A 21,673-nucleotide genomic window follows, 5' to 3' on the forward strand; every position below is an offset into this window, starting at 1 on the left:
TAGGAAGAAAGAGGTTCGCAGGTACAGAAAGATTACGGTGCAGCCGCGCTGCTCTTTGATGTAAGATTAGGGGCAGACGTCAAAATATACCTTTGGGGAGGACTAGGCATGATACGCAGACTGTATGAGGCAGACCGGGAACGGGTGATGGAGCTGGCAGGCCGTAACCCGTCGATCAATCTGTTTATAATCGGGGACGTGGAAAATTTCGGCTTCGAGCAGGAGTTTATGGAGCTGTGGGGCGAATGCGAATCTCCGGACGGTCCGTTAAAAGCAGTATTGCTGCGCTTTTACGGCAGTTACCTGCCTTATGCGGACGGCGCATTTGATGCAGAGGGTCTGGCGGAGCTGATACGCAAAAACAGTGAGGCTGAGATGATTTCGGGCGATGCCGGGGTTGTTGAGGCTTTTAAAGGAAGGGTTCCGGTCCGTGAGGAAAAGCAGATGCTTTTCGCCGAGCTGAAGGAGCTGAATGAGAGAATTACTTCTGCAGCCGCTCTGCCGCTTGTGTTTAAAAAAGCAACCGTGGATGATGTCGAAGCCGTCTGCACACTCACTGACCAGATCGAGGAATTTGCCGGCAGCACTGAGAATTCGCGGAAAAGCCTGCGGACAGCGCTGGAAAGCGGCACCGGCCGTACCTTTTTTGTTGAGCAGGACGGTCAGGTGATCGCTGTGGCTTCAACCACCGCTGAAAACTCCCTGTCGGCCATGATTGTAGGTGTAGCAACCCATCCGGGCTACCGGGGCCGGGGGCTGGCGAGTAATGTAATGGCACGGCTGTGCTCTGAGCTGCTGGCTGAGGGCAAATCCCTTTGCCTGTTCTACGACAACCCCCAGGCCGGTCTGATCTACAAAAAGCTTGGCTTCCAGACAATCGGCTCCTGGGCGATGCTCTATATCGATAAGCAGCAAGGTTAAGTGAGAGGGTGCGTGGGAGTTTGTACCTCGATAGAAGCTGCTGGAGCAGCTTCCTGTGTCCGCCACAGTCCGCGAATGTCGCGCGACTCATCCCAGGTCCGCTCCGCGGCTATGTAGCCTAGGAGCGGTTCGATATAGCGGGCTGCCTGCGCATAGCCGGGCAGCCCCCTTAGCTGCGCCTGCAGCGGGGTGAATGCTGCGCGCAGCGGGGTTTTGTCGCCGCTGTAATAGGCGGCGTGCAGTTCCTCCCGGTCGAGCGGGCGAAGCGCCAGGTCTTCGTAGCGGCTCACGATCAGGTGAGCCAGGAAGACCGCGCCTCTGGCGATGACCGGGGAGACCAGGAAGCTCGGCAGGGTCCGGTATTCAAAGCCGCCATGCGGCTGAATCCGGAAATCGCCGAGCACCCCGTAACGCGGACGCCGCGCGGCAGCCCCGGCGTCCTCCAGCAGCATCAGCGGCAGCGCGAGGTAGTTGTCGAGCGCCCGCAGCAGCGGCGCCGTCAGCGTCACGCCGCTGAAGTGCAGGTGGCCGCCGAGGGCCCAGCCCGGCAGCGGCATGCCGCCCGCCCGCCAGCGGAGCTCGCGGTCGGCGATGAGCCGGTCCGCCGTGCGCGCGGCGGACATCAGCTGCGCCAGCAGCGCGCGCGGTTCCCCGCGCGGTGCAGGGCGCAGCTCGGCGACCGGGAACGTGCCGCGCGTTCCCGGTGGTCCGGCGTCGCAGCCAGCGGCGCCGTCCAGGGGCAGGTACCGCGACGCGGGCACGACGCGGCCGGTGGATTCCCGGAGCAGAAGAAACTCCGGGTCCATGCCCATGAGCAGCCCTGTACGACCGGGCTGCTCAGCGGCAAGCGCAGTGCTCAGCGCCTGCGAAGCCGCCTGATATGCAGTCGGCCATTTCCCTGCGTCTGCATGAGTAAGCGGAATGACATCCTCAACAGCAAATTGCCTGCCGCCAAGTGCGGTCAGGCGCACCTCTCCGCTATCCAGCCCCAAGTTATACAATGCACGCACCGCAATTTCCCGCAGCTGCCCGGCCGTCCCGCGGCGATTGTACTCGTTAAGCGGCACTCCCCCGCTACCGCCCTCCGCCAACCAGTCCTCGTTCCCGCCATCTCTTCCGTTAATTACCGTCTGACTGCCCGCACCCTGCACACCTCCCGGCACTCCCCCGCTGCTACCACCAGCCGCCAGCCTTCCCCCGCTCCCGCCATCTCTTCCGTTAATCACCGCCCGGGCTCCCGGCTGATGGATACCCGCTTTCTGCCGCATAGCCTGTCCCGTTCCCAGCGTCTGAATGTCTACCACTTGCAGGTTGAATACACTGACAATATATTGCTGTCTGTGGATTCTGCCTGTTTGCCTTGAGTAACCTGTATGTATGGGGTTTACTACTGCTGTAGAAATCCCCGGCAGCTCCAGCTGTGCCCGGCCGGAAGGAGTCATCGCGGGCTCCAGGCCGCAGCGCCGCAATCTGGCTTCCCGCTGCTGCAGTGTTAAGCTGACAAACACGCTCAGTCCTTCATTCACGGTCTATCCCTCCCAACAGTTTCTGCAGCCGTTCAGCTTGTAGTTTGCTGCTGATTAAAATAAGTAGAAAATCGTCAACTATTCTTAGACTTACCACAGAAAAGAAGAGACTAATTGGAAAAAAGATACTTAAATTCTCCGTTTCGGCGTTAAAAGGGCTTTTCGGGCAAAATTAAGTAGCGATTTTACAACTAATCGTTCAAAAAGGAGGAATCGAATGGAATTAAGTGTTCAAAATCCATCTAATGATTGAGCACCACGTAGCAAGCGTACCTTTTGAACAACTCGCGGGCCCGCTCCATTTTTGCTGAGCATCCCTGCCTGCAGAGTTGTGCGCCCCATATCCCATCACCAAAAAAAAATTAAAAAAGGAGGGCGTTCGCCCTCTTCGCCGCCGCCCTCTCCACATATAATGGACCATAACCCACCGGAAATCAGCGGCGGCGCCCTCCTTTTTTACAGCTCATCGTCCAGGGCGTCAGGGTCCAGATCATCATAGTCGAAGCTTTCCCCTTCGAAGTCATAATCCTTGTCTTCCAGATCGTCGGCCTGATCGCTGACATACACGCGGACCTTGGTCTCAGCCACCAGTTCCGCCTCAAACTCGCGCTCCACACGGAGAGTTACACTCCCGCCGCCCGGCGATACTCCTGCTTCCACACAGTTCGGCTCCTGCGTTGCCTCCGCAGAGACCTCAACCGTGGAAGCACGGTGTCTCGGGTCCAGGTATGACAGCGGGATAAGCTCAACGTAGGAGACCGTTTCTTTGGCTACCTCAGTCTGCTTGTTCTTGTCATACGAGTACCAGATGTTCACATCGTAAGTACCGATTACTTCAATTCCGTTTCCGGCTGCAACCGCTTCGTACTGGTGGTTAATAATCCAAGCCCCCAGGATACTAGTCGGATGATGTGGCGGAGTTACGGTATGGGTTGCGGTAGAGAACTTACGACCTTTGCCGCAAATTGCCTTCGTAATGATCTCCCTTGTTTGACGTTTATGGCTTAATGACATGTTTGAACCTCCTCCATACAATCATTCACTATCAAGTGTATGCACGTTCTGGGCATTTGTTGATTGTTAGAGTAGAAATAAATTTGGGTAAGCCCTCCCGTCCGTCCAGTATGAGCTTTCTAGTTCATTTTATTGCTGAAATGAGCAGGTTATGATACATAGCAGCCCGGCCTTCACGGCAAAAAAACAACAGCGCCTCCCTGCGGAGAGCGCTGTTGTCATTTACATGTTCTGCAATCATGGTCTGCCGGCTATACACCGCTTACTGCGGGATGACCCGTACAATCCCCAGATCCCGGTGCCTGCTGAGATCCAAAAACTCCTCTCCGATGTTCACGAGCGGACTCAGCGGGTCATGGGCCAGGATAAGGATGATTCTGCCGGTCCGGCCGTCAGACAGCACGACTTCATTGCCCAGCATAGACTGCATCAGCTTATTAATGAAGACTCTGCAGATATAAGGATCCAGCTTGCCGAAGACATCATTCTCCATCTGCCGCAAAACCTCATACAACGGCGCAGCCGGACGGTAGAACCGCTCGGAGGTCATCGCATGGAATACATCGGCCACCGCGACGATTTTGCTGAAATCCGTAATCCGGTGCCCCAGTACGCCGAACGGGTAGCCGCTGCCGTCCATCCGCTCATGATGCTGCAGCGCAACAAGCGCCTGCATATGATTCGTGCCGACAGTGTCTCTGATCATCTCATAGCCGTAGGTAGTATGCTTCCGCATCAGGGCCGTTTCTTCCTTGTCCAGCGAACCGGACTTGGTCAGGATCTCCGAAGGAATCATGATTTTGCCGATGTCATGCAGCGTAGCGGCGATCGTCAGCATCCCAAGCTCCTCCGGCCTCAGCTTAAGCCACATGCCGAGCATTGTGGACAGAATACCGACCGCGACATTGTGCCTGTATGTATAATCGTCCTTCGGCTGGAGTGCAGCCAGTATTCCATAGAAATCATTCTTCTCACTAACCTGCTGGATAAAAGGAATAACTTCATTTCTGAGCTCAATCATCGGTAACCGTTTGCTTTTGTTATAACGCAGCTGTTCAAAAATATTCTCCATCGCAGCCGTACAATCATCAACGGCAATCTGATAGAAGGCCGCACTGTCCACCTGAATGACATCCTGAGGCTCCAGTATAATCCTATGCTGGCCGATCAGACGGATATGGTCACTGTTGAGCAGTGTCATTGCGGGCAGAACAAAGACGCCGGTATGATTGAAGAGATTGGCTGCAAGCTGCTTGCCGAGATATTGTTCATTGTTGATGTTCATTGTCCTCACCTGCCAGAGCAGAAATTCACATAAGCGAACAGTCTGCAGTAATTGAACTTCTTCTCTACATGAACGGCAAAAAAATTACCGGCTCACTTTTTGTGCTTACTTTTTTTATCGTTCTTTACATCTAATAAATGAATATTAAATGAACAAATAAAAAGAGAACCTGTACATACAACAACTACATCCCATGTTATATCTTTGATATCCACCCGTCAATATCAGCCTCCGGCACCCCGGTAAAGGCCTCTGGCGACAGTCCCCTCCTCTTACGCCGGTATATAAAAGAGCCCTCACGGGAGGACTCACTGTAAGCCGTCTTCTGCCTGGCCGGCACCGGAAATACTCTTCAAATCCTGTTATGTATATCAGCTGCCGCGGCGGGTCAGCATGCGCTTGACAGGCTTGACTTCGACGGGAACCTTGTGCTGCTTGGCAATTTTCAGATAGAGCGCAAGCTCACGGCATACCTGCAAAATGGCTGAGCGGACCTCAAATTCCTCGCGTGTCGAAGGAAGCTCCATCCGCTGAAACTCCTGTTCAACGCCCTCCAGCAGCCGCTCCGTGCGCCCGGTATATTCTTCGGCCAGCACATCACCGCTCAGCTGGTCGAACAGCTCGGCTACCATATCCCCGTGCGGAAGCTGCCGGTACACCTGGGAAAGAAGCTGCAGCATATTCTGGATGGACTCCAGCTGCTCCTTACGCATATAGAAGTAGACATTCCAGGCTTCGTCCGGATGAATCACATGATTCTCCAGCTCCCTGGTTGCTGCTGTAAGCCCGCGCTGGACCGCAGCATTTGCCCCGATCAGCTCCTTTCCGTCCCATACATAGGAAGGTTCACGCAGCGTCGTCGCCATCTGCTTGAAAATGACCGAGAAATACCCGTCCACCTCCTTGCGGATGCCCGAGATCACGCCGGCGGTCTGCGGCATATAGATGAGATTGACCAGCCCGGCCGAGCCGAGCCCGATGGCCAGCAGCTCAATCTGCTGCAGCAGGATATGGGCGGAGAGCTCAGCTTGTCCGAACACGCGGAACACAATGACGGAGCTGGTGACAATCCCTTCCTTGAAGCCCGATCTGACGATCAGCGGAAAGCCGAACAGCACGTAAAGCCCGAGAACCCAGTAATGAAAGCCAAGCATTGCAAATAAGATACAACCCATAAAAAGACCTACCAGCGAGGCGGAAAAACGGGCGATAATGGTCCGAAGGCTCCTTTTCCGCGTTGTTTCCACCCCGAGAATAGCCAGCAGGCCCGCGCTTTGCGCATTTGGAATACCCACAGCGGCTGCGAGCAGTATGGACAGCAGCGTGGCAGCCGCTGTTTTGATAACCCTGAATCCCATGTAAATACCTCTCCTTGACTGTCTGCTTCAGCTTGCTTGTAAGATATAGACATGGTACAGGATTTTTCAGGGAGACACAATATGACATACGGTTCAAAGCCGCGACAAAAGCAGCTTTTCCACGTAGACAACGAGCTGATACATCGCCGTCGCGACTGCAGCAATAATGAGCAGGCTGGACATCACCAGTGTAAAATTGAACACCTGAAAGCCGTAAATGATCAGATAGCCGAGTCCCGATTTTGCCACCAGAAACTCACCGACGATGACCCCGACCCACGACATCCCGACATTTACCTTCAGGGTTGAGACAATTGCCGGAAAAGAGGCAGGCAGAATGACTTTATTGAACTCCTGCACCCGCGAGGCCCCAAAGGACCGGACCACCTTGACCAGATTGGGATCAACGCTGCAGAAGCTGTTATAGACAACCAGTGTAGTGATAATGACAGTGATGGATAAGGTAGTAATAACAATGGCTGTGAAGCCTGCTCCAAACATCACGATAAAAATCGGGCCGAGCGCGACCTTGGGCATGCTGTTGAACACAACCATATACGGATCAAGCACCGCTGATAAAAATGGCGACCACCAGATGATGACCGCAAGCAGCGTGCCGAGCAGTGTGCCGAGCACAAAGCCGACCGCCGTTTCCCCGACTGTCATCCCGAGATGGGGCCACAGGCTGCCGCTGGCCATGTCCTTCCAGATTTGACGGAATACCTTCGTCGGATAGCTGAACAGCAGCTCATCGATCCAGCCCAGCCTGACACCGGCCTCCCAGAACAAGAAGAACAGCACCAGCAGACTGGCCCGCACGGCCATAACACGGCTGCCCCAGCGGCGCTTTTGCTTCTTGTAATCCAGATGCTTCTGCTGCAGCCACTCTCCGCGGGAATCCGGCATTTCGTTAAGCCCGTTCATACTCACTGTCCCTCCTTTCCTGCCAGCTCCATTTCCTTCCACACTTCATGAAAAAGCTCCGCAAAGCCCGGCAGGTCGCGCGCATACAGCGGAGGCGTGCTGCGGATTTCCTCCGGCACCTCAAATATTTTGCGGATCCGGCCGGGGTTACGCTGCAGCAGGATGACCCTGCTGCTGACGGCAATCGCTTCGGACAAATCATGGGTCACCAGCACCGCTGTAGTCCCGCGCCGGCGCAGTGTCTCCGATACCAGGTCCTCCAGCTGCAGCTTGATCTGATAATCCAGCGCGGAGAACGGCTCATCCAGCAGCAGCAGCCCGGGATCTGTCGCGAGTGTGCGCACCAGTGCCACCCGCTGGCGCATACCGCCTGACAGCTGGGCCGGATAAGCCTGTTCTTTGCCGGCCAGCCCCATATCCGCCAGCAGGTCCAGCGTCTTTTGCTTCGACTCCGGGGTCAAATTTCCGGTCAGCTCCAGTCCGAGCAATGCATTGTCCAGAATGGTGCGCCACGGAAAGAGATAATCCTGCTGGAGCATGTAACCCACTTCGGAGGACGGCCCCTCAATGGTCCGCCCGCTCACTGTCACCTCACCGAGCGATGGCCGCACCAGCCCGGCAATGATTGAGAGCAGCGTTGTCTTGCCGCAGCCGCTTGGTCCGACCAGGCTGACAAATTCACCCTGCCCCACCTCCAGGCTTAAGTCCTCGATGGCAAGAGAAGCCTCCCGGTCCCCCAGGTAGGCGTGCGTCACGCCCTTCAGTTGCACAACTGGCAGCATAGTTCAGCCCCTCATTTCCCGGATGAAGTTTTAATCCCGGCCTCCGCCTTTTCCGCAAAGCTGTTGTCTACGATTTTCTCCAGCGGAATCCGCTCCTGCAGCTCACCGGCATTGTCAATGACATCCAGCAGATTGTTCCATTCTGTTTCCTCTATAATAGGATTGAGCGCATACGTATCCTGCTCCTTGTAGCGCTTGATCGCTGAGACAACAATTCCCCGGTCGGTGTTCTCAAAATACGGCATGACCGCATCCGTAATCTCCTCCGGAGTATGCTCCTGTACCCACAGCTGGGCCCGCTGGACCGCATTAGTGAATTTTTGCACGGTATCCCCGTTTTTGCTGATATAGCTTTGCTTGGACATAAAGACGGTGTATGGCAGATAGCCGCTTTCCACGCCGAATGAGGCTACGACTGCACCTCGGCCTTCGCTTTCAAAAATTGAGGCCTGCGGCTCGAACAGCTGCACATAATCCCCCGTGCCGGAGGCAAACGCGCCGGCAATATTGGCAAAATCAATATTTTGAATCAGCGTGAGATCCTGCCCGGCATCGATTCCTTTGTTATGCAGAGTAAATGCACCAGCCATCTGCGGCATACCGCCGGCACGCTGCCCAAGGAACGTCGCCCCCTTCAGCTGCTCCCAGCTGAATTCACCCTCTGCCTTGCGGGCAAACAGGAAGGTCCCGTCCCGCTGTGTAAGCTGGGCAAAATTGATAACAGGATCATCCGCACCCTGCTGGGCTACATAAATTGAGGTCTCAGACCCTACAAGCGCAACATCTATCGCTCCGGAGAGCAGAGCCGTCATTGTCTTATCGCCGCCCGGAATGGTCTGCAGCTCGACATCCAGCCCTTCATCCTTGAAGAAGCCCTGCGACAATGCCACATACTCAGGCGCATAAAAGACGGAACGGGTGACTTCGCCGATTTTCACCTTTACTCCCGCCCCTTCTCCGCCGCAGCCGGCGAGCACTGAGAAGCACAAGACCAGGAGCATCAGCGGCAGCATCAGCTTTTTCTTGATATTCATTCTTCATTCTCCTTTCTTCCCGGGTCTTTGGCCCTTACCTAAAGGATATGCACATGCCTACAGATTGGTTAAAAGCAGAAATGACCACCGTTTGCGCATTCTTTAGCCCCAGAAATCTTGGATTTAAACGCCGGATCATATTCATTTACAGGCCCCAAAAGATAATAATGGTTATATTCATAAGAAATTCATAGTATTCAGCCGATTTGAAGAGATTTATTGGTATTAAATGCCGAAAATGAACTAAATCGCTCATATATACTCTTATTAGCCTTGTGCAAACGTTTTACCTAAAAGGATTATTCCACTACTATATTTAGTAAAGCGCTTACTGAGATACATATTAATGTAGAAATCAAACGGGAAGGAATGATAACCAATGAAATACGAACCCGGCTTACCTAAAGGACGCCGCCTGCTGAATATCTTAGCCATTACCGGATTAACTGCCGCTATGCTGGCCGGATGCACAAATAACGGAAATACTGCCGGCGGTGATAATGGAGGACCACTCCCAGTCACAACCGGAGAAGCCTCACCAGCGCCTGACAGCAGCCCGGCACCGCAGGGAGCACAGCAGCCGGGCACCGCCCAGGGCACTGCAATCGATGAACAGCCGTCCACCGTTTACTATGAGGTTTTTGTCCGGTCCTTTTATGATTCGGACGGCGACGGTATCGGTGATCTGCGCGGGCTGACAGAGAAGCTGGATTATTTAAATGACGGAAATCCTGATACTTCCAGCGATCTGGGCGTCGGGGGCATCTGGCTTATGCCGGTTAACCCTTCCCCCAGCTATCACGGCTATGATGTTACCGACTACCGCAGCATTAACCCGGATTACGGCACACTTGAGGATATGCAGGAGCTGATCCGGGAGGCGCATAAGCGGGGAATCAAGGTCATAATGGACCTTGTCGTCAACCACACCTCGAAGGAGCATCCGTGGTTTGTGGAAGCTGCTACACAGCAGGACAGCAAATACCGGGACTACTACGTCTGGGCGGAAGACCAGAGCCGCCCTGTCAGCGGGAGCAGTGCAGCCGGCAGCGGAAGCCCGTGGCATTCTGCACGGGGGAGCCACTATCTGGGCATTTTCTGGGACGGGATGCCCGATCTCAATTTCGACAATCCGGAGGTCCGCAATGAGATGAAGGATATCGGAAGATTCTGGCTGGAGCAGGGTGTCGACGGCTTCCGTCTGGATGCGGCCAAGCATATTTATGAGGATCTTGTAACCGATAAAAGCGAGGAAACAACCGCCAAAAATGTAGCCTGGTGGCAGGAATTCCGCCAGGCCATGAACGAGGTCAACCCGCAGGCCTATATTGTCGGGGAGGTGTGGGAGAATTCAGCCGTGTCGGTTGGCGCTTATCTCGATAAAGCCTTTGATTCCGGCTTTAATTTCGGGCTGGGTGAAACGCTGGTAAGTGCAGCCAAAAGCGAAAAGGACAGCGGCGCCGCCTTCACGCTGGAACGGACCTACAAGCTGTTTGCCCAAATTTCCGGGGGAAGCTTCACCGATGCCACATTCCTGACCAACCATGACCAGAACCGGGTAATGAGCGTGCTGGAGAGCAATCCGGATCATGCCAGAATGGCAGCGGCAATGCTGCTCACGCTTCCGGGTAATCCGTTTATTTATTACGGGGAGGAAATCGGGATGTTAGGCCGCAAGCCGGATGAAGGAATTCGGGAGCCTATGCCCTGGTCTGCAGACAGGGGCAGTGCCGGCCAGACCACATGGGAACCCGACACTAACAATAAGGGGAATACAGGCGCTGATGTGGAGAGCCAGCTTAGCAGCACCTCGCTGCTGGACTGGTACCGTCAGCTTATCGCTCTCCGCAATCAGATACCCGCGCTCCGGGATGGAGCCATCCGGGACTATGCCTCGGGAAATGACGGGGTAATGGCCTTTGAACGGATAACGGCCGGGCAGCAGGTGCTCGCTCTGCATAATCTTACAGGCAGCAGCCAGAAGGTTAACCTGGTACAGGGAACAGACGGTTACTCCTATACCCGGGTAGTCAAGGCTCTTCCGGGGGAGGCGCAGCTGAACGGAGCCGGACTCACCCTGCCGCCGTATTCATCTGTTATTCTGGATTAGCCACCTCTGAGGAATGCAGCATCCATTCATACAATGCATAACACACATCAGCCTTGCTTGCGGGGACGGCAATGATCCAGTCCTCTGCGGATTCACAGCTCATCCGCAGGAGCCAGCCGCCGGAGGTATCTCCGATGTATCCGGCATGCTGGAAGGTCCAGCTGTCCGTGCCGCGGGAGCAGAGCCTCAGCTCGCCGTCAGCCGTCCGGTATTTCAAGGCTCTGGCCAGCTGGGCGGACCGGACCAGATCTCCCGTCTCCTCAGTCAGGCACTCTGCCAAAAAGTACAGGGTGGAGGTGGCCGCCTTGTCTTTAAGCTCATTGAACCTGCTCTTCGACATTTGCAGTGCAGGTATATCTGTATCGTCAAGCTTCGCTTCCGTCTGTTCAGCACAGTCAAACAGATAATAGCAGGCCCGTTTCACCTTGGCGGGCTCCGTAAGCTCATATCCGAACGAATCCTCATCATCTATGCTGGATATAATAGTCCGTTCTTTATGTACTTGCAGACAAAGATCCTGATTATGCTCTCCTTCACAATATTTCAGCCGGCATATTCGTTCTGCGGATACCGCCATTTGCAGCAAACCGGATATTCCCTTCCCGTGCAGCGCTGCTTCGGGAAACAGAAAACGCGCTAAATATACCTTTTCATTATTATTCACAGTCCTATTTCCTTCCCGGATTCCCAGGAATACAGGAATCGCCCAGCAATAAAAAAGCTTCAATCTATCAAGCTAGCAATCTTTATGTTATCATAAGCTAATTTTAAGGTAAAATTAAGAAATGACGGGTATGATCATACCATGAAATACTTTTAGCGAGGTGATTTCAATTATGAGAATGCTCATCACATTTCAGAACAAGTCAGTCCCGGTATACTTCACTACAGAAAATAAACAGCCTACCCAAAAGGTACTTCGAATCCTGAACAATACACTGGAGCTCAAGATCCAGAAGGGCAAAAGCGCCCTGCAGAAATGTTTGAATTCACTTATCAGTATCGAAATTAAAGGCTCCGAAGCTATATTGCACAGTTACAGTGAAAATGATTCACTAGCCCTATCCCTCTATTAAACAGAGGGGTAGTTTTTTTTTGCACAAAAAAAAGCACGTTCTTCCGCCCGGAAAGAAGGTGCTCCGCTCTATATGTCGGCTGATTTACGGTACGTCAGCGGCTGGCTTTCAGCTGATCCGGTGACTCTTGTTCTCTTCCTTTTCCGCTTTCTGAATACGCAGCTTGAACAACTTCACTAAATTTTTTCGTGTCTGTTCTTCGTGACAGCTGTCCAGTTTTTTAATGATGAAACGGTCAATGGACATGTCAATCGCTCCTTTTTCAATATAGCTTGCGGGTTATGAATTCAGGAAATGATTTCCTGTCTCCCTTGTATCACCTATATAACCGGGTCCCCGGCAGCTCAAACTTTCTAATTTCTGGAAGAAATAGGGTTGTCGTATTCCTTTTACTACATATTGATGTTCTGTTCCCCTTCTTTTGCCGTCCAGCCGGAGATATGGTGGTTTTGCAAAACATAGACGTTTGCTGTCGCTGAAATATATTTTTCTTTCGACGGATATTTACAAACTAATTATTCAATGCTATATTAAATATAGTAAGTATTAAATATATATCTAAGGAGAAATCATAATGTCTAACGTACTTTTCATCAAAGCAAACAACCGCCCTGCGGAACAGGCTGTAAGTGTTCAACTTTACAATGCATTCCTTGCAAGCTACAAAGAATCCCACCCGGAAGATCAGGTTACTGAGCTGGACCTGTTCGCTGAAGAGCTTCCATACTACGACAACACGTTGATCACTGGTATCTACAAAGCCGCACAGGGCTTTGAAGCAACTCCTGAAGAAGCTGCAGGCGCAGCGCTTGTTAAGAAATACCTGGACCAGTTCGTTGCTGCTGACAAGGTAGTATTCGGCTTCCCGCTCTGGAACATGACGGTTCCTGCTGTTCTGCACACTTACATTGACTATGTGAACCAGGCTGGTACTGCTTTCAAATATACAGCTGAAGGTCCTGTAGGCCTGCTTACCGGCAAAAAAGCGGCTGTCCTGAACGCAAGAGGCGGCATCTACTCCACAGGCCCTGCAGCAAACGCTGAAATGGCTGTTAACTTCATCGTGAACAACCTGAGCTTCTGGGGCTTCCAGGATATCACCCAGGTTATCATCGAAGGCCACAACCAGAACCCGCAGGAATCTGCCAACATCATTGCAAAAGGTCTGGAAGAAGCTAAATCCGCTGCTGCATCGTTCTAATACAGCACCAGCGTTAAAGGTCCGGTACACGGTTTAGACATCAGGATTACTTATCAGGCATCTGTTATGCTCACAATCCGGACTTTTATTTATATATAGCAGAGGCGCTGCCCCTAGATGAGCAGCGCCTCTGCAGCATAAGAAGGCCATCCTTACCTGAGCAGTCAGCTGCAGGGTACGGATGGCCTTCTTCTATTTATTAAAGTGAATCAATATTCCTCAAGCTGACGCTGCCAGGAGGCACTGCGCGGCCGCGGGGCGCTTGCTTTGCCTGCAGGGGCTGCAGCCTTCCGCTTTTGCCGCTGCTCCTTGCTGTTCTGGAAGCGGAGCTCCTTCTGCGTCTTGCGGTAGTTCAAAAGCCGCTTCTCCTCCAGCAGGCCGGAGGAGACTGCTTCCAGTACAGCGCAGCCCTCCTCCCGCTCATGGCTGCAGTCGCTGTAGCGGCATTCCGCCGCCAGACTGCTGATATCGCCGAAGGCAAGCTCAAGCCCTCCCTCATCCTCCCACAGCTGCAGCTCGCGCATTCCGGGAGTATCCACGATAATTCCGCCTTCAGGCAGGACGAACATTTCCCGGTGCGTCGTTGTATGCCGCCCGCGGCTGTCGCCCTCTCTGACGTCCTTGGTCAGCTGAAGGTTTTGGCCGCTGAGCCAGTTGACCATAGTGGATTTGCCGCAGCCGGACGAGCCGGTCAGGGCCACTGTCTGGCCGCTGCGGATATACGGCAGCAGCTCATCGCGGCCGTCGCCAAGCAGGGCGCTGACCGCATGGACAGGCACACCCGGGGCGGCCCGCTCCATCTCTGCAATTCTTGTATCCGCATCCGGACACAGATCGGCCTTGGTCAGCAGAATGACCGGATTCGCCCCGCTGTTCCAGGCCATAATCAGATACCGCTCCATCCGCCGCACATTATAATCATCGTTCAAGGCGCTGACCAGAAACAGAGTGTCCACATTGGCTGCAACAATCTGTTCAGCCTGCGTATTTCCGGCCACCTTGCGGGAAATGACACTGTGGCGCGGAAGCACCCCGTGAATGACCGCATGCTCTCCCCCGTCCTGCATAGCGAGGCTTACCCAATCACCGATGGCCGGATACTCTCCCGAATCAGTCAGTGTATGCCGGAGCTTTCCGGCCAGCTCACCCCAGGTTTCGCCCGCATCAGTCATCACACGGTATTTGCTGCCGAAGTCACCGGTGATCCGCCCGGGAACGCGCGTATTGCCTGCCTGCTCCTGATTCTGGGTCATTCCGTCCCATTTGTCCTGCCAGTTCTTATTCCATCCATATTGTTCAATCCTCATTGTAGTGTTAATTCCTCCTGATATTTGTTTATTTCTCCACTCATGCTGTCCGGGAACACAAAAAGCCGCCGGAACCTAACGTTCCGGCGGCGGATTTCATCAGCTTCCCCCTTTCGCTCATAAGAAAGGGCTGTGATAAAATCAGGTACAGAAAGCTGCGGTCTTCCCCGGAGAGGGGAGAACCGCACATTTCTGTGCGCGGTCCCCAGGCACATCAAATACGGAATGATCCGCATTAAATATCGCCTGGCCACGCAAAAAAGCCGCCGGAACACATACGGTCCCGGACGGCTCTAAAAGGCACTCTAAGAGCTTACCTGCTAAGCTGCTTCACACTTGCTGAGCAGCCGCTGTTCCCGGAAGACACGTATCTACAACAGTTGTTACCGATAATGAACGTGCTGTATAAACTGTCATATTACATCGTCTCCTTCCGGTTAATATGCTGTAACTATAAACGTCCCGGCTGTGCATTGTCAACGCCGGACCCCGGTAAAGTATTTTTTATATACAAACTCTACCCGAAAATTTAAATAATATCCTTCAGCTCATCCAGCTCATTAATGGTTCTCCACGGCTGCACATCCAGACTTTCATCCCACGGGTGGTTCCGCTTGAGCCAGATGGTGTCCATTCCCGCCTTGCCGGCCCCCCAGATATCATTGACCGGATGATCGCCGATGAACAGTGTCTGCTCTGCAGAGGCGCCCAGACGCTCCAGCGCCAGCTTGTAGATGGCCGGATCCGGCTTACGGATTCCGGCTTCCTCCGAAATGACAATCGTTTTGAAGTAGCCGCGCAGGCCAAGCAGATCGATTTTGCCGTCCTGCAGCTCCTTGTAGCCATTCGTTAGAAGGCCCAGCATATATCCCTTCTCCCGGCTGTATTGCAGTATTTCTGCCGCATGCCGCATAGCCGCACCATGGCCGGCATAATTTTTATCATAGTATGCCCGGATCTCCGCCGCGCTTAACGGGGTCTGCCAGGGCAGCACCTCACTCAGCTCGGCAAAAAAACCGTTCTTGTCACGGTACCCGTCCGCATCCCGCACGATGATATCCTCGACTACCCGCTGCGCCTCTTCTTCACTCAGATGCCCGAGAGCATCCTTTACGAATTGTGTGCTGAAGCTGCGGAAGGTATGGTCGCGGTCCATCAGGGTGTTGTCCAGATCAAACAGCAAAGCCTCTTTCATTCTCATTCCTAACTCTCCTTATCCGCTTGGATTCCAGAGATTTATTGTACTATGCATGTCCGGTCAAAGAAAAGACTGTCCCGCAGAACCGTGCTCTAAGCTCACGTCCTGCTGAACAGTCTTCCAGGTCTATTAAAAGATTACTCCGGTTATTCAAAATGCTCAGCCCGGTGGGTCAGCATCATCTCTTCCTCGGTAATATACAGCGGAAACGGCGGCGTCTCCTTCAGATAGCGTTCCGTATGAAGCAGGCGGTAATGCACCTCCGGCAGCCAGGCATCCTCGATGAGCGGCAGCTTGCCGGTATCGCTAATATAAAGATCCACCGCAGATTGAACGAGATCGAGATAATACGGCACCAGCTTGTCAGCTTCCTCAAAAATTTCATAGGTTTCACGCGACATATAAAATTTCTGCTGGGGAATCCCGCCCAGGTAGCGCTTCAGCCGGGACACATCAATGCTTTTATCCTCCAGTATCAGTGCGGTACGGTTAATCGGGGCAGGCATATCCTCTTCGAATTGCCTGACAGCCTGTTTGATCTGCGGCAAGGTGACAGTGATCGGCTCAGAGATTGTATTTTTTTTAGCGCGTTTGAATATCATACTGAAAGTCTCCTTTCGAAGTATATGTCAGATAACGCTTACAATTCCAGTTTATTCACTTTTCTATCCCTTTAATCAGCAGTGGCAACAATTGTCACAGAATCTCCTCAACTATAAGAGCATTAAGTGACAAGAACCGTCTATCTTACATTTTCCCAGCGCGTCCACATTTCGGTCGGGTTCAGCTCATATTGGTCGTGCTCGCGGTACATGAACTGGTGCATGATGAATTCCCGGCGGATCGTGGCGTAGTCCTCATGATATTGCTTAATGAACTCATTCAATTCCTGCTCGCTGTAGACCGTTCCCGGAGTCAGCTTCTCGGCCATAAATTGCAGCGCAATCAGCTTCTTCTTGTATTGGGCGGGAATCTGGCGCAGCCTTCCGTCTTTGGCAAAAAAGTTACGCAGCACCGACTCCCTCAGGTTGTTCTCCGGTGATTCCTGCTCCATCTCCTGCGTTCCTTTAGAAAAAATAAAACTCAGCGAAGCCTCGGAGCCTGCCCGGATAAACTCAGGGTTCATTCTAAAATAGACGGTGTTTTTGTCCCGGCGCTCTGTAATCATCGCGGCTTCCCGCAGCTTGGCGGCATGATGGGTTACAGTGGGCTGCGACAGATTTAGCCGCTGCGCCAGCGCCTGGCCGTGAATTTCTTCACCCTTGGACAGCAGCAGCAGTATGCGCAGTCTGGTCGGATCGGATAAGGCCTTATGGTAATTGACTATTTTATCAAGCTGCACGTAGGGTCACACTCCCGTAACATTTATAAACTGGAGCAAAAAGAAAGAATACTTAGATATACATCTAATTATATCAAATTTAAGGATTTCCGGCAACCGCTGCAGCTGGATTTTTACGTCTCCATTGGCGTTAAATTAAAAATTAAGGTAACATTCAGAGATAGAACTTATCCATCAGGAGGTCGCAAGTCATTATGAAAGACGTTATTATTATCGGCGCCGGTCCCTGCGGACTGTCAGCAGCTATTGAATGCCAGCGTCAGGGGCTGTCCACTCTGATTATTGAGAAAAACTTTATCGTGCACTCCATTTATCTGTATCCGACCAGCATGCAGTTCTTCAGCACAACCTCGCTGCTTGAGATCGGCGATGTTCCCTTCACCTCCCCTAATGACAAGCCGTTCCGCCATGAAGCACTTGTCTATTACCGCCGGGCAGCTGAACAGCACGGCCTTGCAATTGCCGCGTATGAAGAAGCGCTGAGTGTGGAAAATAATGAGGATGGCAGCTTTACAGTACATACTGTTAACAAGCGCGGAGAACGTCAGAGCCGGCAGGCTGCCCATGTGGTCATCTCGACCGGTTATTTCGACCAGCCGAATATGATCGGCATCCCGGGTGAGGAGCTCCCGAAAGTTACACATTATTTTGGCGAGGCCCATCCGTATACCGGAATGAAGGTCACGGTCATTGGGGGCAGCAACTCCGCAGTAGATGCGGCGCTGGAGCTGATCCGTGTTGGCGCATCCGTAGATATGGTCTACCGTGGGGCGAGCATCTCCGATAATATTAAGCCATGGGTACGGCCTATTTTTGAGAGCATGGTGACAAAAGGCCTTATCACACTACACCTGGAATCACGGGTTACGGAAATTACTCCGTCCTCGGTCATTGTAACCAGACACAGCGGGGAAGCCAGTGAGCTGGACAATGATTTTGTGCTGGCAATGACCGGCTTCCGCCCTAGCAGGGCACTGCTGTCATCGGCAGGGGTGCTCATGGACGATGCACTGGACAAACCGTCGTTCGACCCTTCGACTATGGAGAGTAATATTCCCGGCCTCTATGTAGCGGGAGTTATCGCCTCCGGCCGTAATGCCAATGAGGTATTTATCGAGACCGGACGCGGGCACGGCAAGCTGATTGCCGATCACATCGTTTCACAAAAGCTCAAATAAGACAAGGAGTGCCCGCTTACATGGATATCACCTCCCTGCTGCTGCTCGGCCTGGCCGCGCTTGGCATTATCAGCAGCAACTCGCCGGTTACCATCGCTATGGTCGTATTACTGCTGCTGAGAGTACTCGGACTGCAGCAGACTTTTCCGTGGATGGAAAAGCACGGCCTGACGATCGGCATTATCATCCTGACAATCGGGGTGATGACCCCGCTGGCCAGCGGCAAAATCTCGCTGAATACGGTCTGGCAGTCCTTTTTCCACTGGAAATCGCTGACTGCCATCGGCATCGGCATGCTGGTTGCTTACCTCGGCGGCCGCGGCGCCGTGCTGATGGGCAGCCAGCCGACCGTTATCGCCGGTCTCCTGATCGGCACCGTTCTGGGCGTAGCCCTGTTCAAGGGCGTACCGGTCGGGCCGCTGATCGCCGCCGGGCTGTTGTCGCTGATTATCGGGAGAGGATAATCTTTTTGCCGTACTCTGCTCAAAAAGGCTGGCATCTTCCGCATGAATCAGGCGGTGATGCCAGCCTTTATATTTTACCGGGATGCCGGTGCAAGGTCCGTTGACTTCTCACCCTTCGCCTAAGGTGTTAACGCCTCCGTCTACACGATACTGCTTCTCCAGTTCAGAACGGTAATGCGGATCAAAGACGGTCTGCTTACGCTGCGGCGTACAGTCAATAAATTCGTTGCGTCCTGAACGTTTCCCCTTTAGCCCTGCGAGTGCTTTAACTTTATTAACAACCTCCTCGTCAAGCTCCGGCTGCTCAGCTTCCGCGCTGTCAGCATCCGCAATCATAAGCGGCAGGGCAAGCTGCCCGGTCTCAACATTTCCATGATGGTCCGTATACGTGACAATTATAGCTAAACTTACTTCGCCGCAGGCGATAGCCTCCCCAGTATAAAGCTCCACCAGCAGCTCATTCATAATGCCGGGAATAAGCAGAAGCAGATCGCCTGAGCCGGCTGTCTCACACTCACCGTAAGCCTTTCCCGCGCTAATCCCCTCCGGCATTAATAGCCGGACTACCGCATGCTCCCACTTTTCCGGCGGATGGATCTGAATGAATAGATGATTCAGCCCTTCCTCATGCTCAAGCACCGATTTGGCCAAACGCGCTGTTATCATCCTTATTGCCCCTCCTTCAGCATCCGGCTGATCGTTTCTTGAAGCTCCAGCCTCAGCTCTGCAGAAATCCGCGGGCTGACCGTCAGCATAATATCCTCGCTGACCATGAGCGTATCACCGGACAGGAGCTGTTCCGGCTGCAGAAACTTCAGGCGTCCGCCTATCTTCGCTATCTCTTCATCCGGCATGTCCGCCAGCTTGGACTGGATATCCGCCAGACTCTCCCCGCTTCTGGACAAAGTCAAAATAGCCAGCAGATGCCTGTAATGGCGGTCGGTGTAGACGCGTTTATTACCGGAGAGCGTAAGCTGCGGAAGCAATCCAATCTGCGTGTAATACCGCACCGTCCGCAGATTCATATCGGGAGCTTCCTGCTGTACCAGCTCAGCCAGCTGTTTGCCGGTATAGGTATTCATCGTATCAGCCTCCAGATCACACAAGTTACAGTCAGATGTTATAGTTACAGTGTACTGTAACCATAACGATAATGCAATAAAAAACGGCCTCCCTGTTAAGGAAGCCGTTACAATCCTCTACCCGTCCAGCCGCTGCACATTGAACAGCCGGGCATAGCTGCCGTCCAGCAGCATCAGCTCGTCATGTGTCCCGCGCTCCGTAATCTCCCCATTTTCCAGAACAATAATCTGGTCTGCATGGGTAATGGTCGACAGCCGGTGGGCGACGATCAGCGTGGTGCGCTCAGAAGCCAGTGACTGCAGCGACTGCTGGATCAGATGCTCCGACTCCAGATCGAGCGCCGAGGTGGCCTCATCCAGTATCAGCACCTTCGGGTCCTTGAGGAAGACTCTCGCAATGGCCACACGCTGCTTCTGCCCGCCGGACAGCTTCACCCCGCGCTCACCGACCTCGGTATCATAGCCTTCCGGCAGCTGCATGATGAAATCATGGGCATTGGCAGCCTGCGCAGCGGCAATAACCTCTGCCTCACCTGCCTCCGGGTTGCCGAACAGAATATTGTCGCGTACCGAGCCGCTGAACAGGAAATTATCCTGCAGCACCATGCCCACCGTCCGCCGCAGGCTTTCCTGGGTCAGGTCCCGGATATCCTCACCGTCCATCAGCAGCCGGCCTTCACTGATATCATAGAAGCGCGGAATCAGGCTGATCAGGGAGGACTTCCCGCCCCCGCTCATCCCGACAAACGCAACCGTCTGGCCCGGGCTGATGCTGAGGCTGATCTCCTTCAGTACCCACTCGTTCTCTTCCCTGTATTTGAACCATACCCGGTCGAACTCAATTGCACCGGCTGCATTCTTGAGCGGCTTCGCACCGGGCCGGTCTGCAATATCATAAGGCTCATCCAGCAGCTCCAGCACCCGCTCCAGCGAAGCTGAGGCCTGGGTCAGTACGGTGGAGGAGTTGATCAGCCGCCGCAGCGGCGCATACATACGGTCCAGGTAGCCGAAGAAAGCGACAAAGGTACCAATTGTCAGATTGCCGCGGATCACCTCGTAGCCGCCGTACCCGATAACAAGCAGCGGGGCGAGATCCGTCAGGGTATTGATAATGGCGAAGGTGACCGCATTCCAGCGGGTCTGGGCCATCGCTTTTTCCAGAAACCTGCCGTTGATGCCCTCGAATTGCTTCTGATCCGCCTTCTCCATCGTAAAGCTGCGGATGATTGCTATGCCCTGAATGCGTTCATGCAGATAGCCCTGAATGACCGCCAGCGCCTGGGACCGGTCCTTGGTCAGCACCTTCAGGCGTTTGTACAAGGTGTTAACGGCAATGCCGTACAGCGGCAGAACTGCAATCGAGACGAGCGCCAGCACCGGATTGAGATAGAACATGAACCCCAGCGCGAAGACCAGTGTGAACATGTCGAGCCAGACGTTCATCATGCCGACCTCGACCAGGTTCTTGGACTGCTCCACATCGTTAATGAACCTGGAGATCGCTTCGCCCACCTTCGTATTCTGGTAATACCGCAGGGACAGGCGCTGCAGATGGCTGTACAGCTTGTTGCGCATATCGAACAGCACTCTGCTTGTGATCAGCTGGGCAAAATATTGGCGGTAGTACTCCACTGGCCCTCTGATCACTACAAACAGCACGAACGCGCCGCCAAGTACATAGAACAGCTTCGAGATTCTTTCCGCTGCAGTCAGACCTGAAGGCGTCAGCAGATCATCGACCACATATTTCATAAGCATCGGCAGGGTTAACGGAATGCTGAATTTGATCATGCCGATGATAAGCGTCAGCACAATCCATTTCATATAAGGCCGGACAAAGGTGTAAAAAGCTTTCCATTGCTTCACAGAAC

At 53.4% G+C, this 21,673-nt stretch carries 22 protein-coding genes; 6 read left to right on the forward strand and 16 right to left on the reverse strand.

All coding sequences use genetic code 11. From position 1 onward, the window contains the following. Positions 1-108 precede the first annotated feature (108 nt). Entirely contained in the window at positions 109-921 is an 813-nt protein-coding gene (locus R70723_RS17690; protein WP_039873829.1) for a GNAT family N-acetyltransferase, read from the forward strand. Here the strand turns inward: R70723_RS17690 and R70723_RS17695 are convergent. The 7 genes from R70723_RS17695 to R70723_RS17725 all read right to left on the reverse strand — a co-directional run bounded on the left by R70723_RS17695 (position 918) and on the right by R70723_RS17725 (position 8,844). After that, positions 918-2,447, reverse strand: coding sequence for a putative amidoligase domain-containing protein (locus R70723_RS17695; RefSeq protein ID WP_052421372.1), 1,530 nt, complete (start codon positions 2,445-2,447; stop codon positions 918-920). The genes R70723_RS17690 and R70723_RS17695 overlap by 4 nt on opposite strands. A 456-nt stretch (positions 2,448-2,903) precedes the next feature. Next, complete coding sequence (locus tag R70723_RS17700; protein ID WP_039873832.1) at positions 2,904-3,461, reverse strand: outer spore coat protein CotE; 558 nt, start codon at positions 3,459-3,461, stop codon at positions 2,904-2,906. Between the two features lie 262 nt (positions 3,462-3,723). After that, the gene (locus tag R70723_RS17705) at positions 3,724-4,746 is read right to left on the reverse strand and encodes an HD-GYP domain-containing protein (RefSeq protein ID WP_039873835.1); all 1,023 of its coding nucleotides are present in this window, start codon (positions 4,744-4,746) and stop codon (positions 3,724-3,726) included. A gap of 371 nt (positions 4,747-5,117) precedes the next feature. Then, positions 5,118-6,104 (reverse strand): aromatic acid exporter family protein, encoded by a 987-nt coding sequence (locus R70723_RS17710; RefSeq protein WP_039873839.1) that lies wholly within the window; start codon positions 6,102-6,104, stop codon positions 5,118-5,120. Between the two features lie 93 nt (positions 6,105-6,197). Further along, positions 6,198-7,028 (reverse strand): ABC transporter permease, encoded by an 831-nt coding sequence (locus R70723_RS17715; RefSeq protein ID WP_039873844.1) that lies wholly within the window; start codon positions 7,026-7,028, stop codon positions 6,198-6,200. Between the two features lie 2 nt (positions 7,029-7,030). After that, positions 7,031-7,810 carry an ABC transporter ATP-binding protein gene (locus tag R70723_RS17720; RefSeq protein ID WP_039873847.1) on the reverse strand — a complete coding sequence of 260 codons (780 nt, stop codon included), beginning with the start codon at positions 7,808-7,810 and terminating at the stop codon, positions 7,031-7,033. Positions 7,811-7,821: 11 nt separating this feature from the next. Next, the gene (locus R70723_RS17725; RefSeq protein ID WP_039873851.1) at positions 7,822-8,844 is read right to left on the reverse strand and encodes an ABC transporter substrate-binding protein; all 1,023 of its coding nucleotides are present in this window, start codon (positions 8,842-8,844) and stop codon (positions 7,822-7,824) included. A gap of 379 nt (positions 8,845-9,223) precedes the next feature. Between R70723_RS17725 and R70723_RS17730 the strand changes: the two genes are divergently transcribed. Continuing rightward, complete coding sequence (locus tag R70723_RS17730; RefSeq protein WP_039873853.1) at positions 9,224-10,954, forward strand: alpha-amylase family glycosyl hydrolase; 1,731 nt, start codon at positions 9,224-9,226, stop codon at positions 10,952-10,954. On the opposite strand, the gene R70723_RS17735 is transcribed toward R70723_RS17730, so the two are convergent. After that, positions 10,941-11,618, reverse strand: coding sequence for a hypothetical protein (locus R70723_RS17735; protein WP_039873857.1), 678 nt, complete (start codon positions 11,616-11,618; stop codon positions 10,941-10,943). The genes R70723_RS17730 and R70723_RS17735 overlap by 14 nt on opposite strands. Positions 11,619-11,790: 172 nt before the next feature. Between R70723_RS17735 and R70723_RS34070 the strand changes: the two genes are divergently transcribed. Next, entirely contained in the window at positions 11,791-12,030 is a 240-nt protein-coding gene (locus R70723_RS34070) for a hypothetical protein (RefSeq protein ID WP_039873859.1), read from the forward strand. A 108-nt stretch (positions 12,031-12,138) separates the two neighbouring features. Here the strand turns inward: R70723_RS34070 and R70723_RS33780 are convergent, their stop codons facing one another. Then, on the reverse strand, positions 12,139-12,276 hold the full coding sequence (locus R70723_RS33780) for a hypothetical protein (protein WP_179087995.1): 138 nt from the start codon (positions 12,274-12,276) through the stop codon (positions 12,139-12,141). Between the two features lie 328 nt (positions 12,277-12,604). Between R70723_RS33780 and R70723_RS17745 the strand changes: the two genes are divergently transcribed. Then, entirely contained in the window at positions 12,605-13,231 is a 627-nt protein-coding gene (locus tag R70723_RS17745; protein WP_039873862.1) for an FMN-dependent NADH-azoreductase, read from the forward strand. A gap of 209 nt (positions 13,232-13,440) precedes the next feature. Here the strand turns inward: R70723_RS17745 and rsgA are convergent, their stop codons facing one another. From rsgA to R70723_RS17770, 4 genes are all read right to left on the reverse strand, one after another. After that, positions 13,441-14,538, reverse strand: coding sequence for a ribosome small subunit-dependent GTPase A (gene rsgA / locus R70723_RS17750; RefSeq protein ID WP_039873865.1), 1,098 nt, complete (start codon positions 14,536-14,538; stop codon positions 13,441-13,443). 529 nt (positions 14,539-15,067) lie between these two features. Further along, positions 15,068-15,739 carry an HAD family hydrolase gene (locus R70723_RS17760; RefSeq protein ID WP_039873872.1) on the reverse strand — a complete coding sequence of 224 codons (672 nt, stop codon included), beginning with the start codon at positions 15,737-15,739 and terminating at the stop codon, positions 15,068-15,070. A 143-nt stretch (positions 15,740-15,882) separates the two neighbouring features. Next, positions 15,883-16,338: a DUF3939 domain-containing protein gene (locus R70723_RS17765; RefSeq protein ID WP_039873875.1), complete on the reverse strand. Its 456-nt coding sequence runs from the start codon at positions 16,336-16,338 to the stop codon at positions 15,883-15,885. A 140-nt stretch (positions 16,339-16,478) separates the two neighbouring features. Next, positions 16,479-17,078, reverse strand: coding sequence for a DUF2087 domain-containing protein (locus tag R70723_RS17770; RefSeq protein ID WP_039873877.1), 600 nt, complete (start codon positions 17,076-17,078; stop codon positions 16,479-16,481). 194 nt (positions 17,079-17,272) lie between these two features. On the opposite strand from R70723_RS17770, the gene R70723_RS17775 reads away from it, so the two are divergent. After that, entirely contained in the window at positions 17,273-18,256 is a 984-nt protein-coding gene (locus R70723_RS17775) for a YpdA family putative bacillithiol disulfide reductase (RefSeq protein ID WP_039873881.1), read from the forward strand. 20 nt (positions 18,257-18,276) lie between these two features. Continuing rightward, on the forward strand, positions 18,277-18,720 hold the full coding sequence (locus tag R70723_RS17780; RefSeq protein ID WP_039873885.1) for a DUF441 domain-containing protein: 444 nt from the start codon (positions 18,277-18,279) through the stop codon (positions 18,718-18,720). Positions 18,721-18,828: 108 nt separating this feature from the next. Here R70723_RS17780 and R70723_RS17785 read toward each other — a convergent pair whose 3' ends face one another. From R70723_RS17785 to R70723_RS17795, 3 genes are all read right to left on the reverse strand, one after another. Next, positions 18,829-19,386, reverse strand: coding sequence for a hypothetical protein (locus R70723_RS17785; RefSeq protein WP_039873888.1), 558 nt, complete (start codon positions 19,384-19,386; stop codon positions 18,829-18,831). Positions 19,387-19,388: 2 nt separating this feature from the next. Then, positions 19,389-19,802 carry a MerR family transcriptional regulator gene (locus R70723_RS17790; RefSeq protein ID WP_039873890.1) on the reverse strand — a complete coding sequence of 138 codons (414 nt, stop codon included), beginning with the start codon at positions 19,800-19,802 and terminating at the stop codon, positions 19,389-19,391. Positions 19,803-19,919: 117 nt separating this feature from the next. Further along, the gene (locus R70723_RS17795) at positions 19,920-21,668 is read right to left on the reverse strand and encodes an ABC transporter ATP-binding protein (protein WP_039873892.1); all 1,749 of its coding nucleotides are present in this window, start codon (positions 21,666-21,668) and stop codon (positions 19,920-19,922) included. Between the last annotated feature and the right edge of the window lie 5 nt (positions 21,669-21,673).

Source organism: Paenibacillus sp. FSL R7-0273, assembly GCF_000758625.1.
In the GTDB taxonomy this organism is placed as follows: Bacteria; Bacillota; Bacilli; order Paenibacillales; family Paenibacillaceae; genus Paenibacillus_AQ.

Excerpts from the sequence above, each read along its gene's own strand:
- R70723_RS17710 (WP_039873839.1), bottom strand. The coding sequence starts at position 6,104 with ATGGGATTCAGGGTTATCAAAACAGCGGCTGCCACGCTGCTGTCCATA.
- R70723_RS17720 (WP_039873847.1), bottom strand. The coding sequence starts at position 7,810 with ATGCTGCCAGTTGTGCAACTGAAGGGCGTGACGCACGCCTACCTGGGG.
- R70723_RS17705 (WP_039873835.1), bottom strand. The coding sequence starts at position 4,746 with ATGAACATCAACAATGAACAATATCTCGGCAAGCAGCTTGCAGCCAAT.
- R70723_RS17715 (WP_039873844.1), bottom strand. The coding sequence starts at position 7,028 with ATGAACGGGCTTAACGAAATGCCGGATTCCCGCGGAGAGTGGCTGCAG.
- R70723_RS17790 (WP_039873890.1), bottom strand. The coding sequence starts at position 19,802 with ATGAATACCTATACCGGCAAACAGCTGGCTGAGCTGGTACAGCAGGAA.
- R70723_RS17745 (WP_039873862.1), top strand. The coding sequence starts at position 12,605 with ATGTCTAACGTACTTTTCATCAAAGCAAACAACCGCCCTGCGGAACAG.
- R70723_RS17700 (WP_039873832.1), bottom strand. The coding sequence starts at position 3,461 with ATGTCATTAAGCCATAAACGTCAAACAAGGGAGATCATTACGAAGGCA.
- rsgA (WP_039873865.1), bottom strand. The coding sequence starts at position 14,538 with ATGAGGATTGAACAATATGGATGGAATAAGAACTGGCAGGACAAATGG.
- R70723_RS17785 (WP_039873888.1), bottom strand. The coding sequence starts at position 19,386 with ATGATAACAGCGCGTTTGGCCAAATCGGTGCTTGAGCATGAGGAAGGG.
- R70723_RS34070 (WP_039873859.1), top strand. The coding sequence starts at position 11,791 with ATGAGAATGCTCATCACATTTCAGAACAAGTCAGTCCCGGTATACTTC.
- R70723_RS17725 (WP_039873851.1), bottom strand. The coding sequence starts at position 8,844 with ATGAATATCAAGAAAAAGCTGATGCTGCCGCTGATGCTCCTGGTCTTG.
- R70723_RS17780 (WP_039873885.1), top strand. The coding sequence starts at position 18,277 with ATGGATATCACCTCCCTGCTGCTGCTCGGCCTGGCCGCGCTTGGCATT.
- R70723_RS17690 (WP_039873829.1), top strand. The coding sequence starts at position 109 with ATGATACGCAGACTGTATGAGGCAGACCGGGAACGGGTGATGGAGCTG.
- R70723_RS17730 (WP_039873853.1), top strand. The coding sequence starts at position 9,224 with ATGAAATACGAACCCGGCTTACCTAAAGGACGCCGCCTGCTGAATATC.
- R70723_RS17760 (WP_039873872.1), bottom strand. The coding sequence starts at position 15,739 with ATGAGAATGAAAGAGGCTTTGCTGTTTGATCTGGACAACACCCTGATG.
- R70723_RS17765 (WP_039873875.1), bottom strand. The coding sequence starts at position 16,338 with ATGATATTCAAACGCGCTAAAAAAAATACAATCTCTGAGCCGATCACT.
- R70723_RS33780 (WP_179087995.1), bottom strand. The coding sequence starts at position 12,276 with ATGTCCATTGACCGTTTCATCATTAAAAAACTGGACAGCTGTCACGAA.
- R70723_RS17775 (WP_039873881.1), top strand. The coding sequence starts at position 17,273 with ATGAAAGACGTTATTATTATCGGCGCCGGTCCCTGCGGACTGTCAGCA.